Source organism: Methylobacter sp. BlB1 (assembly GCF_015476545.1).
Taxonomy (GTDB): Bacteria; Pseudomonadota; Gammaproteobacteria; order Methylococcales; family Methylomonadaceae; genus Methylobacter.
Genome location: NZ_JADMKV010000003.1, coordinates 85,909 through 97,918 on the forward strand (window position 1 = coordinate 85,909; position 12,010 = coordinate 97,918).

14 protein-coding genes are annotated in these 12,010 nt (G+C 52.3%); 12 read left to right on the forward strand and 2 right to left on the reverse strand.

Annotated elements, in window-relative coordinates:
- Positions 1–579: an electron transport complex subunit RsxA gene (gene rsxA / locus IT781_RS02425; RefSeq protein ID WP_194968535.1), complete on the reverse strand. Its 579-nt coding sequence runs from the start codon at positions 577–579 to the stop codon at positions 1–3.
- A gap of 313 nt (positions 580–892) precedes the next feature.
- On the opposite strand from rsxA, the gene nifL reads away from it, so the two are divergent.
- From nifL to IT781_RS02465, 8 genes are all read left to right on the forward strand, one after another.
- A complete protein-coding gene (gene nifL, locus IT781_RS02430) occupies positions 893–2,491 on the forward strand; it encodes a nitrogen fixation negative regulator NifL (protein WP_194968536.1) in 1,599 nt (532 codons plus the stop codon).
- A 12-nt stretch (positions 2,492–2,503) separates the two neighbouring features.
- Positions 2,504–4,045, forward strand: coding sequence for a nif-specific transcriptional activator NifA (gene nifA, locus IT781_RS02435; protein ID WP_194968537.1), 1,542 nt, complete (start codon positions 2,504–2,506; stop codon positions 4,043–4,045).
- Between the two features lie 221 nt (positions 4,046–4,266).
- A complete protein-coding gene (locus IT781_RS02440) occupies positions 4,267–5,091 on the forward strand; it encodes a protein-glutamate O-methyltransferase CheR (RefSeq protein ID WP_370526896.1) in 825 nt (274 codons plus the stop codon).
- A gap of 193 nt (positions 5,092–5,284) precedes the next feature.
- Positions 5,285–6,772, forward strand: coding sequence for a nitrogenase cofactor biosynthesis protein NifB (gene nifB / locus IT781_RS02445; RefSeq protein ID WP_194968538.1), 1,488 nt, complete (start codon positions 5,285–5,287; stop codon positions 6,770–6,772).
- An 80-nt stretch (positions 6,773–6,852) separates the two neighbouring features.
- Entirely contained in the window at positions 6,853–7,131 is a 279-nt protein-coding gene (locus IT781_RS02450; RefSeq protein ID WP_194968539.1) for a ferredoxin, read from the forward strand.
- Positions 7,132–7,144: 13 nt separating this feature from the next.
- Positions 7,145–7,582, forward strand: a complete 438-nt coding sequence (locus tag IT781_RS02455) for an ArsC/Spx/MgsR family protein (protein WP_194968540.1) — start codon at positions 7,145–7,147, stop codon at positions 7,580–7,582.
- A gap of 78 nt (positions 7,583–7,660) precedes the next feature.
- Positions 7,661–8,236 (forward strand): nitrogen fixation protein NifQ, encoded by a 576-nt coding sequence (locus tag IT781_RS02460; protein WP_194968541.1) that lies wholly within the window; start codon positions 7,661–7,663, stop codon positions 8,234–8,236.
- Between the two features lie 208 nt (positions 8,237–8,444).
- Positions 8,445–8,627: a hypothetical protein gene (locus IT781_RS02465; RefSeq protein ID WP_194968542.1), complete on the forward strand. Its 183-nt coding sequence runs from the start codon at positions 8,445–8,447 to the stop codon at positions 8,625–8,627.
- Between the two features lie 51 nt (positions 8,628–8,678).
- On the opposite strand, the gene IT781_RS02470 is transcribed toward IT781_RS02465, so the two are convergent.
- The gene (locus IT781_RS02470) at positions 8,679–9,116 is read right to left on the reverse strand and encodes an NUDIX hydrolase (protein WP_194968543.1); all 438 of its coding nucleotides are present in this window, start codon (positions 9,114–9,116) and stop codon (positions 8,679–8,681) included.
- 332 nt (positions 9,117–9,448) lie between these two features.
- On the opposite strand from IT781_RS02470, the gene IT781_RS02475 reads away from it, so the two are divergent.
- The 4 genes from IT781_RS02475 (at position 9,449) to IT781_RS02490 (ending at position 11,957) form a co-directional block, all read left to right on the forward strand.
- Complete coding sequence (locus IT781_RS02475; RefSeq protein ID WP_194968544.1) at positions 9,449–9,955, forward strand: hypothetical protein; 507 nt, start codon at positions 9,449–9,451, stop codon at positions 9,953–9,955.
- A gap of 150 nt (positions 9,956–10,105) precedes the next feature.
- Positions 10,106–10,402: a hypothetical protein gene (locus IT781_RS02480; protein ID WP_194968545.1), complete on the forward strand. Its 297-nt coding sequence runs from the start codon at positions 10,106–10,108 to the stop codon at positions 10,400–10,402.
- 234 nt (positions 10,403–10,636) lie between these two features.
- Entirely contained in the window at positions 10,637–11,170 is a 534-nt protein-coding gene (locus IT781_RS02485; protein ID WP_194968546.1) for a DUF2059 domain-containing protein, read from the forward strand.
- Positions 11,171–11,336: 166 nt separating this feature from the next.
- Positions 11,337–11,957 (forward strand): LysE family translocator, encoded by a 621-nt coding sequence (locus IT781_RS02490; protein WP_194968547.1) that lies wholly within the window; start codon positions 11,337–11,339, stop codon positions 11,955–11,957.
- Positions 11,958–12,010: the final 53 nt, after the last annotated feature.

Here is a 12,010-nt window from a genome sequence, read left to right on the forward strand (position 1 = left end):
CTATTTGTACAGTCCGGCGAAACCCATGAAAGCCAGCGATAAGATTCCGGCCGTGATAAAGGCGATCGGCGTGCCGGCAAACAGGCTCGGCACGCTCATCAAGGCCAGGCGCTCGCGCAGGCCCGCGAACAGCACCATGACCAGCGTAAAGCCGATGGCCGACCCAAAACCGAAAACCATGCTTTGCATGAACCCGTATTGCGCCTGCACGTTCAGCAGGGCCACGCCCAGGACCGCACAATTGGTGGTGATCAGCGGCAGGAAAATCCCCAGTATCTGATACAGCACCGGGCTGATTTTATGGACCACCATCTCGGTGAACTGAACCACAGCCGCAATCACCAGAATAAAGGCCAGTATGCGCAGAAACTCAATATGGAACGGCGCCAGAATGAAATGCTCGATCACCCAACTGGCGATGGCCGCCAGCGTCAGCACGAAGGTGGTTGCCATGCCCATGCCTAGTGCCGTATCCAGCTTGTTGGACACGCCCATGAACGGGCAAAGCCCCAGGAATTTGACCAACACCACGTTATTGACAAGGGCAGTGCCTAATAAAAGTAACAAATATTCACTCACTGTTTTTTCCAAGCTGTTTTTGCTCAAAATACAGCATCAAGTGTGCCAGATTGACAAAAACAGCCATTCATAAGCTAAATGCCTAAAACGAGTGCGGATATGCACCTGAATGGTGCGTAAATCCTGTCGGAATTAGGACATAACCCCACAGCGCATAATTTTTATGTCGCAAACCTTACATTAAGTCAGGTGCAACCAATAAGGCGGTAGAGGTGATGCTGCATACGTGCCTTTCATTTTTTAATTCCCTTATAAAATTTGGCTTCATTTTTGCTTGAGTGGTTAAGCTATTGTTCAATTCCTGACATGACGTATGAAAAAAACATCGTTGCAATTTTTGTGGACTCACAGCAGTAAAGGCAAATGCATTAATAAAGAGCTTGAAGCCATTATGCTCGGAGAGGACATCGACAACCGGGGGCCATGTGGGCTGTTTATCGAAACGGTCGAGCAGGCGCCTATCGCTATTTCCATTACCGACAAGAAAGCCAGCATTCTTTATGTGAATGAGGAATTCACCTTGGTCACCGGTTATAACCCGGCCGATATCCTGGGTCAAAACGAATCCCTGCTATCGGACAAGTCCACGCCGCGGCATGTCTATCACGATTTGTGGCGCACCATCAGCAGCAAAAAAGTTTGGCATGGCCGGCTGGTTAACCGGCATAAGTCAGGTCATCGTTATCTGGCTGACCTGACCATCACGCCCATGCTGAACAGCGAGAAGCAAATTACGCACTATATCGGCATGCATCGCGATGTGACTGCTGCCTATGAATCCGAGAAAAAAGTGCACAATCAGAAACTGCTGATTGAATCCGTACTCAATTCATCGCCGATTGCTATGGTGGTGCTCGATGACCAGGATCGGGTCATTCTGGATAACCAGTTGTATAAAGCGTTGGTTACCGATCTTAACAAAGGCGAGCCGGCGCTGTTTTTTCTGAAGCTGCTGCGCGATGAGATGGGCGATTTATGGCAGCAGCTGCAACTCGCCGAACAGGGCTTCAATAACCGGGAGTTCAGGGTGGAAACCCGCGGCCAGGGCGTACGCTGGTTTTCCTGTGCCGGCAACTGGTTTGTGGAAAAAGAAATCAATGCCGATGCGTTTTTTGAAGACAACTCCAAACGCTATTTGATCCTGACCCTGACCGACATCACCAAGCAACGCCGGCAGATGGAAGAACTGCATATCCAGACCCTGAAAACCATGATGGTCGAGGATGAGCGGGTGCGCGGCATTCGGGAGACGCTGCTGGGCGCCATGCACCAGATTCAGATGCCGATGAATCAGATCAAGGCCGCTGAGCAGATCATCCGGCACAAAGGCGACGCCCAGCATGACGGCCTGCTGCAGATTTTGCGGCAGATTCAGGCATCGGGCGAAGAGGCCGTGGCCATGATGAAAAAATGCATTCCCCAGATTTATCAGGCAGCCGTTGTGCCGGTCAATCTCAATAAAGTGCTGCATGAGATGATGATGCTCAGCGAGTCGCGTTTCCAGAGCCATGACATCGAAGTGCACTGGCAGCCCATGCAGGCCTTGCCGACGATTCTGGGTTCCGAAAATCGCCTGCGCATCCTTTTCAAGCAACTCATCGATAACGCCATCGAGGCCATGGTGCAGTCCGACTGCCCGGAGCAGCGGCTTAGAATCACCACCGATTCAGATGCCGATCTAGCTTATGTCATCGTTGAAGATACCGGGCCCGGCATTCCCGTCGGCAAACGTGCCAAAGTATTCGAGCCCTTCTATACCACAAGACCCATGGGCGGCAATCAGGCCGGCATGGGTCTGGTCATGGTCAAGGAAATCATCAACCAGCATCAGGGACTGATCGAGATAGACCCTAATTACCATCAGGGTTGCCGCTTTATTATCAGTTTTCCCATGCGCAGAGTTTCGGCATAGAGAGTCAATAGCATGATTGAGCGTACAGAGTTAATCGAAGCTGAACTGGATACCCTATACCTGATCAGCCAGGTACTGAACAGCACCCACGACTTGCAGGCTAAACTGCAAGGCGTGCTGGAAATTCTGCATAAAAGATCGGGCATGCGCTCCGGGATGATCACGTTGCGCGAGACGGAAAACGACGCCATGGTCGTCACGGCCGTACACAGCGACAGCGCCGTCAAGCCGGCCCAACCGGTCAGGTATCAGTCCGGCGAAGGTCTGATCGGCACCATACTGGACGCGGGTAGTACCCTCGTCGTTGAAAAAGTGGCCGAGGAGCCGCGCTTCCTGGGCAAATTGGGGCTTTATGATCCTGAATTGCCGTTCATAGGCTCGCCCATTTATGTGGAAAAAAGCGAGCTGGTCGGCGTGCTGGCGGCGCAGCCCACCAACAGCCTGTTCCTGGGCGAGCGGGCCCGGTTCATGGAAATGGTCGCCAACCTGATCGCGCAAAGCGTCAAGATGCTTCGGGCCATGGAACGCAAGCAGCGCGATCTGCTCAGCGAGCGCGATCATCTGAAGCAGGCGCTGATCAAAAACTACAGCTTCGAAAATATCGTCGGGCATTCGGCGCCAATGCTGAAAGTGTTCGATTCGATTCGCCAGGTCGCCAAGTGGAACACCACGGTGCTGATACGCGGCGAGTCGGGCACCGGCAAGGAAGTCGTCGCCAACGCCATTCATTTCAACTCGGGCTGCGCCAGCGGGCCGTTCCTGAAACTCAACTGCGCGGCCCTGCCTGATACGCTATTGGAATCCGAATTGTTCGGCCATGAAAAAGGCGCTTTCAGCGGTGCCCTGGCGCAACGCAAAGGCCGCTTCGAACTGGCCGACAATGGCACCCTGTTTCTCGATGAGATCGGCGAGATATCGGCCTCGTTTCAGGCCAAGTTGCTGCGCGTGCTGCAGGAAGGCGAGTTCGAGCGCGTGGGAGGCACCAAAACCATCAACGTCAACGTGCGCATCATCGCCGCGACCAACCGCAACCTGGAAGAGCAAGTCACCGAAGGCACGTTTCGCGAGGATTTGTATTATCGGCTGAATGTCATGCCAATCCACATGCCGGCTTTGCGCGACAGAACCGAGGACATCCCGCAACTGGCCGAATTTTTATTGGGCAGGATCTCAGCCCAGCAGGGAGGACGTTACCTGGAAATCAAAGACAGCGCCATCAGGATATTGATGAAGCACAGCTGGCCCGGCAATGTCCGGGAACTGGCCAACCGCCTGGAGCGCGCCGCGATCATGAGTCCCAACGGCATCATCGACAGGGATGTCATGGTCAATACCGGGCTCGAAGATGAAATTGGCCATCAAGTCGCGCTCAAACCCCAGAAAGTGCCTCCGGTCGATCTCAACGATGAAACACTCGATGACCGCGAGCGCGTGATCGCTGCGCTGGAGCAATGCGGCTGGGTGCAGGCCAAGGCCGCAAGGCTGCTTAACATGACGCCGCGTCAGATCGCCTATCGCATCCAGGTGCTGGATATCGCCATGAAGCAGATTTAGCAAGCCTTATCATTCCTACGCTCCAGCGTGGGAAGGATAAGACTCGCTTGGAATGCGGATTGAGTCCTTTCGTGAGACGATCTTTGGAATAACTGCGACCATTTCGTTGTCATGATTCTTATATGAACTATGGACGCCGGAAATCTATGGGGAGCAGTAATGACGACAGTGAACATCATATGGGCGTCTCGCTTTAATCGTGCCAGCCGTCAGGTTCCTCGGTGACCAAGCGAGATGATCAATGGATGGCCTTTCTGCAATGGGCCTTGCCGCGCCTGGAGCTGCGCTGGCCGGGATTCCGTAAAGTGCGGCGGCAGGTGATCAAGCGCATCACCCGGCGTATCGAGGAATTGCAGTTAGTCGATCTCGATGGTTACCGCCGCTATCTTGAGGCGCATGAACAGGAGTGGCTTCGGCTCGACGGTTTCTGCCGGATCACGATCTCGCGCTTTTACCGCGACCGTTGGGTTTTCGATGCTCTCGCCCAAGAAGGATTGCCGGAACTGATCCGTTTATGCCAAAACCGCAATAAACGCAGGCTCGACATTTGGAGCGCAGGCTGTGGTGCTGGCGAGGAAGCGTATACGCTGGCGCTGATCTGGGCGCTGCAAATCGCGCCGCAGGCTCCGGCTGTCCCGCTTGCGCTGACTGGCACGGACGCCGATCCGGTCCAGGTCGCGCGAGCCCGGCGCGGATGCTACCCGTCAAGCAGTCTTAGGGAATTGCCCGCACCTTGGCGCGACCTTGCCTTTACTGCGGAGCAGGGACAGTACTGCATCAAGTCGGAATATCGCCGGCCGATAAGCTGGGCCGTGCAGGATCTGCGCAAAGCCTTGCCGGACGGTTCTTTCGATCTCATCCTGTGCCGGAATCTGGCGTTCACCTATTTCTCGTCCGACCTGCAGCGGGCAATCCTGCGCCATCTTGATGCCCGACTGTCGCCGAGCGGATTATGCGTGATCGGCGTGCACGAATCGCTGCCGGAGATGCCGGCTGCGTGGAGTCTGTGGCGGCCGGGGCTACCCATCTACCACAAAGCCGGGTAAGCTGGGCGCATTCAGGCATCACAATCCTTGGGGCTGTTGTTCGATTAATTACAAAAAACTCATACATACCTGTTGCGTGTGCGACATCCTCCACATAAACAAAAGCAAAAAACAAATAAAAATCAGTAAGATAAGATATTGGCACGGCCTGTGCATTCATCCAGAGTAACAGCAACTTACCGAGGTCAATATTATGGAATTGCCAGTACTCAATGATGCACCAAAAGCAGGCGGATGTTCAGCAGGTTCTTGCGGTTCAACCGATGACCAGATGAATCAACTGCCCGACTCGATCCGGGAAAAAGTACAGAATCATCCCTGTTATTCGGAAGACGCCCATCACTATTTCGCCAGGATGCATGTGGCGGTGGCGCCAGCCTGCAACATCCAATGCCATTATTGCAACCGTAAATACGATTGCGCCAACGAATCGCGCCCCGGCGTGGTGTCCGAACTGCTGACGCCGGATCAGGCCGTGAAAAAGACCATGGCCGTGGCTGCCACGATTCCGCAGATGACCGTGCTCGGCATCGCCGGCCCCGGTGATCCGCTGGCCAACCCGGAACGCACGTTCGAAACTTTCCGCCGTTTAAGCGAGGAAGCGCCCGATATCAAATTGTGCGTATCCACTAACGGCTTGGCTCTGCCCGATGCGGTCGAGGAGTTGTCCAAACACAATATCGACCATGTCACGATCACCATTAACTGCGTTGATCCTGAAATCGGCGCGAAAATCTACCCGTGGATTTTCTGGAACAACCGCCGCATCAAGGGCGTCAAGGCTGCGAAAATCCTGATCGAACAGCAGCAAAAAGGTCTGGAAATGCTGATTGCCAAAGGCATCCTGGTCAAGGTCAACTCGGTCATGATTCCGGGCGTCAACGACAAGCATCTGGCGGAAGTCAGTAAAGTCGTCAAAGCCAAGGGCGCATTTTTGCACAACGTCATGCCGCTGATCGCCGAAGCCGAGCACGGCACATTCTACGGCGTCATGGGGCAACGCGGTCCTACGCCCGACGAGCTTCAAGACCTTCAGGATGCCTGCTCCGGCGACATGAACATGATGCGCCACTGCCGCCAGTGCCGTGCCGACGCCGTCGGGCTGCTCGGCGAGGACCGCGGTGACGAATTCACGATGGACAAGATCGAAACCATGGAAATCGATTACCAGGCGGCCATGGAAAAACGCAAGGTCATCCACGATGCCATTCAGGCCGAGATGGACAGCAAGCGTCTGGAGAAAGCGGCCAAGACTGAACAGTTCAAACAGGAGCCCAAGCTCAATACGCGTCCGGTGCTGATGGCCGTGGCGACCAGCGGGCAGGGCCTCATCAACGTGCACTTCGGCCATGCCAAGGAATTCCTGATCTACGAAGCCTCGCCGGAGGGTGTGCGCTTTATCAGCCATCGCAAAGCCGATCAGTACTGTGGCGGCGATACGACCTGCGGCGAAACCGAATCGACCCTGATGCGCACGATCAGGGCGCTGGAAGGCTGCGAAGCGGTGCTGTGTTCGAAAGTCGGCTACGAGCCCTGGGAGATGCTGGAAACGGCCGGCATCCAGCCGAACGGCGAACATGCCATGGAACCGATCGAGGATGCCGTCATGGCCGTGTACAAGGAAATGGCCGCGGCAGGCAAGCTGGATGCAAAACCTGACGCAGCCAGAGCGAGTGCTTAGAAATCACAAAGTAGGGTACGCAGTGCGTACCATTTTTTAAAGGTACGCACTGCGTACCCTACGATTAAGGAGTTTGTTTTATGGCAGTAAAAATTATTGAATCCTGCGTTAACTGCTTTGCCTGCGAGCCGGTGTGTCCCAGCAAGGCTATTTATGAAGCCAAACCGCATTTTCGGGTCAACAGCAATAAATGCACGGAATGCGAAGGCGATTATCCGGTTTATCAATGCGCCAGCATTTGCCCGATAGAAGGCGCCATACTCAATTCGCTGGGTGAGCCGATCAATCCGCCAGGATCTTTGACCGGCATTCCGCCGGAAAAAATGGCCGAGGCGATGGCCGAGTTGCAGGCGCATTAAAAGGACGGCAGCCGTGGCTACGGTCTACTTCTACGAGAAACCCGGATGCATCAACAATACCCGGCAGAAGCAAATGCTGACGGCGGCGGGCCATCAGGTGATTGCGCGAAACTTGTTGACCGAGCCCTGGCAAAAGGAACGCTTGCGTGCTTTCTTCGGCGGCGAGCCCGTGCATCAGTGGTTTAATTACAGCGCGCCGGCGGTAAAAAGCGGCGCGCTTGACCCTAACCATATCTCGGAAGAACAGGCTCTGGCCTTAATGCTGAAAGATCCGCTATTGATTCGCCGCCCTTTAATGCAGGTAGGCGATGTCAGGGTTGCAGGATTCGATCAGCACAAGGTTCATCATTGGATAGGGCTGACGGAAATCCTGGGGGCGGATCTGGAAAGCTGCCCCCGGTCATCCGAACCCAAGCCGCACGCCTGTCTGTCCGGCGCAACGGAAAAATGACCCCAATTTCAAGGAGCCGCTTTATGGTTTCAGGTATTTTTCAATCTTCCATGCCGCGACCGGCCCGAGATTAGCATCATGTCCATAGCGCTCAAACTTCAGGACGACAGGATAAGCCTGTATGCCCGGCTGAAATCGCAAGCAATGGCCACGCCCAACCAAGAATGGCTGGCCTGCATGGTTTCCAGCTGGTGCCTGGGCAAGAGCGCCCTGCCCGATTGCCTAGGGCTGGAACCTGCGCAGTTTAAAAGGCTGGTCGGCCATTATTTTCCGGACTGCCGCATACCCGAACTGGCGCCTTCGGGCATTCGGCCGGATTTCAGCCGCATGCTGGAAAGAGACGACCTGGTTAATCTGCTCAAGCATTACAGCCAGTCCGACGGCTTCGAAAGCGACTGCATCATCGGCATTATCGTGGCCGGTTGCCTGGGCAACGATCACCTATGGCAGGATTTGGGCCTGTTAGACCGCGGTCAGTTGAGCGACATGCTGCACTACAACTTTCCCGAACTGGCTGCCAAAAATGACAAGGACATGAAATGGAAAAAATTCCTGTACAAGCAGCTCTGCGAAGCGGAAGGGCTGTATCTCTGCCGCGCGCCGTCCTGCGCTGTTTGCAGCGATTACCCGAAATGTTACGGTCCTGAAAATTAAACAATAGATTGCGGGGGAATTGCGGGGGCGGCTTTGTCCAAGGAATGGGCAAAGCCGCTCTCACACTTTATTCCATCACCAAAATTAGACCTTCAACAAAAGTCGTAATTATCGTAGACTTTTCACCCTTAAAGCCAACCTGGCACAGCAGGTTTGGCCTGCCATACCAGATCAATAAACCGTCCTGACTTTTTTGGAGTGGAAAATAGTGGACAGAGAGAATTTACAGAAAAAACTGGATGAATTGCTGCCGATGGTCGAATCCTTCCGGTTTGACGAACAATACGACAACGAAGAGCTTTATACCAAGCTCAACATTCTGGAAGCCGATATCCGGGCCATACTGAAAGTGCTGGCCAATCCCAAGCCCAATCCCTTCATGGTGGTTTAAACACCGTTCTCCGCGTAACGCGCCGGTAAATCGATGCGTTACGCGCTTCCCTTACAACCGCAACGGCGCGACCTGGCCGGTCATGCGGTAATTGCGGTAATCATCCAGCACCATCGCATGATCGAACGCCAGCTCGGCGGGAAGATTGTCGAAAGTAAAAATGCCGCAATTTTGGGCGTCATCGGCCGCGACGGGCATGCCGTGCGCTTCGGCGATATAACAGGCCGTCACGGTATGATTGCGCGGGTCGCGCTTAGGATTGGAATAGATGCCCAACAAAGCCATTAACCTGATATCGAGGCCGATTTCCTCCTTCGCCTCGCGCACCGCAGCCATCTCCACCGTCTCGCCGACATCAACAAACCCTCCCGGCACGGCCCAGCCGTAAGGCGGATTGGCGCGCTCGATCAAAACAAACGGCCGGCCGGGCAGATCGATCAGTTCGATCAAGGTATCGGCGGCGAGCAATGGCGTGACGGGTTTGTACATTATGGCTCCTGATGATAAATGGTAGTGAAAAACGGCCGGCAGGGTCGTTTTGAGAAGCGCTGAGTATAAAGTATTTGTAACCGGGGGATAAATCTTATGGTTTCAGCGCGGGAATGATGGCGAATTATGCTGAGCATGTTTCAGTTTGAAAGAGTGCGCTTGCTTTCAGTCGAAGCTGGCTGTTTAATGCTAATGACTAAGTGGGCAAGGCTTAAAGCCAGGTAGGGTACGCACCGCGTACCTTTTGGAGTTTCATTCACCTGAACATTTTGAAAATGGTACGCAATGCATACCCTACTTGGCTCGGCGTTAGCTAAAATAAGAAATAGTATATGGAAAATGAAATAACTAAACAGTGCGTCGAGGCCATTTCCTCATCTGAAATGTACACTGCAATTGCTAGCGCTTCGGCTGCGGTCGTGGCAGCGGCCTTAGCTTTTTTCAGTTACCTGCTTTCGAAAAAAATATATGATGAAATAAAATCAGATGAAGAGGTTATTGCCGGCCCATTGGTTCATCCAGGGCTAGCGAACCGTGAACATGATAAGTGTTTATTAATGTTCACTTTATTTAATAAATCCAAGAGAAAAACACATATTGATTCTATTAAAGCGTTTGATTCAAAAGGTGATGAAATAGAAGCAACTTGGTCAACTCGAATTGACAATGTTGGAAATATCCAAGATCCAACGGGATTAATTGGAGTTATAGATAACGTTAATGTTTTTATCAGAAGAAATGACGGCGAAAAATTTGATAAAACTACATTAAAGATTAGGCACTCGTTTAGCGATGTGTCTTTGGTGGTTACGTTTGAGCCGTTTAAAAGATGGCAGTAAATTATGGACAACAAAAATGCTGCCGCTGACCCAATTCCACAGTATCTTTTTTGTGCTTGAATAGCACAAAAAAGATACTGCTATACTGGGCAGTTGATTATGGCATTAGAGCTAATGATGCTGACATGAGCATACTTTTTGGAGAAGAACATGTTTGACGATCCTGAACTTGGAGATAACCTTCAAGCACTAGAAGAGCTGGCTGATATGGGTTATATCGATAGAGATACACCCGCTTATGGCATTGCAAAGAAATACCTTCATGAAGGCGAAGCGTCCTTCTCTGAAAAGCAAAAGTACGTATTCGACAAAGAAGTAGCTCCGGTAATCTTTAAATCTTGTGCTCGTTGTTCGGAAGGCATTGAGCTGAGTGTATTACCCATTGCATACGAAGAGGATTTAATGTTGTGTAGTTACCATAGGCACAAACATTATAAAGATGAATAAGCAAAGCTCTAACACAGCTTGGTAGCTCAGCAGGCTGGGTTGATAAACCCAGCTTCACCGCTCCGATATGCTAGGTTTCCACAAAGCTTCAACTCAACCTGCTTGGCTGCTGCATATATAAAATCTAAATCACATAAGCTATCATGTATTTGTTGTAGTTGCGTACTACATAGAACGGATTGTCGAAAATACGACGCCATATATGCGTTAAACAATAAAAACAAAAGGAAAATCATGAGACAAAAACTAATAATATTGCTTGCGGCTTTAATGCCATTTACTGCCTTAGCCGATTCAAAGGCGGATAAAGTCAAGACTTTAATGGATGCGACCGGGCTGACTGAAACATGGGCTACACAGATTCAGGCAGTGAAGACTCAAACAGAGAAAATGGGGCAGCAGACTCTAGATCAAGTACTGGCTCAGCTGAATCCTAATGAAGAATTCAAGAAACGACTCGCCAATGCTTATGCAAACTATACAAAAAAATTGGTAATCCCCTGGTCCGATCAAAAAATTGTGGATGTATGGGTAGGGTACTACGGCCCGAACTTTACGGAAGAAGAACTGGACAAGCTTATTGAGTTCCATACATCCGATTTAGGTAAAAAAGATATTGCCGCCAAGAGACAGGCAATGGCCAAGTTTATTGAAGATTATCAGAAAGCCTGGCAGCCGGTATTAACAACGGCAAACAAGGAATATGTCGAAGAGTTGAAAACTGTTGCGGCCGAGTGCAACTGCAAGAAGACGGCTCCCCAGCAATAGCGTACAGCGAGCTTCGGCCGGGCTGCGGATCTCCAGGTCTGGCCCATCAATCAGAACCCGGCTTATGGATCTTAAGCCGGTTATGCGCGGGATTGTTGTTTCGTGACTGCGGTCAGGTTTATCCTTGGCCGGGTCCGGTGATCTTGGTGTCATTGGAGACTGAAGCATGTTTGATATTCAGAACTACACGAGCTTCATCGCAGCAATTCTCGTTTTTCAGCTAATCCCGGGGCCGGGCACGCTGGCGATTCTCAATGCTACTGCGCGCAACGGCATCGGAGCAGGGCTCGGTGCCGTTATGGGCATCTTGCTTGGCGATTTCGTATATATGGCCGGGGCTACTCTCGGCCTGGCAGCCGTGATGTGTGCGCACCCGTTTGCGTTTGAGGCGCTGCAATGGTTTGGTTCCGCCTACCTGTGCTGGTTGGGCGTTCAATTGCTCAGGTCGCCTGTTTCCGTCGATGCGAATGCGCCCGAACGGAAAAAGAGCGGGCGGCTCTATTTCCGACAGGCATTCATGGTCAGCCTCACCAATCCCAAAGTCATTTTGTTCTTCATGGCCTTCTTTCCTCTGTTTTTGCGCGCTGATGCATCGTCCGTCACGCTTGGCGTTCTGATGGCGCATGTTACCATCATCAGTTTCTTGTATCAGGCTGGTCTTGTGTTCATCGGCAACGCTCTGGCACGCAAGCTGTCGTCGCTGCCATCGGCGCGCAAAGCCGCGGCTCGGCTTGCGGGCACTGCGCTCATTGGGTTTGGCGTAAAATTAGCCGTAAATAACCGGTGAGACTGTCGCCTAACCCAGTATTTTACTGGCTTGCTTTATAATTGACGGGAATG

Coding starts and splice junctions, on each gene's coding strand:
- nifL (WP_194968536.1), top strand. CDS start 893: ATGAAAAAAACATCGTTGCAATTTTTGTGGACTCACAGCAGTAAAGGC.
- IT781_RS02460 (WP_194968541.1), top strand. CDS start 7,661: ATGTCCATAGCGCTCAAACTTCAGGACGACAGGATAAGCCTGTATGCC.
- IT781_RS02450 (WP_194968539.1), top strand. CDS start 6,853: ATGGCAGTAAAAATTATTGAATCCTGCGTTAACTGCTTTGCCTGCGAG.
- IT781_RS02475 (WP_194968544.1), top strand. CDS start 9,449: ATGGAAAATGAAATAACTAAACAGTGCGTCGAGGCCATTTCCTCATCT.
- IT781_RS02485 (WP_194968546.1), top strand. CDS start 10,637: ATGAGACAAAAACTAATAATATTGCTTGCGGCTTTAATGCCATTTACT.
- IT781_RS02480 (WP_194968545.1), top strand. CDS start 10,106: ATGTTTGACGATCCTGAACTTGGAGATAACCTTCAAGCACTAGAAGAG.
- nifB (WP_194968538.1), top strand. CDS start 5,285: ATGGAATTGCCAGTACTCAATGATGCACCAAAAGCAGGCGGATGTTCA.
- IT781_RS02490 (WP_194968547.1), top strand. CDS start 11,337: ATGTTTGATATTCAGAACTACACGAGCTTCATCGCAGCAATTCTCGTT.
- IT781_RS02470 (WP_194968543.1), bottom strand. CDS start 9,116: ATGTACAAACCCGTCACGCCATTGCTCGCCGCCGATACCTTGATCGAA.
- nifA (WP_194968537.1), top strand. CDS start 2,504: ATGATTGAGCGTACAGAGTTAATCGAAGCTGAACTGGATACCCTATAC.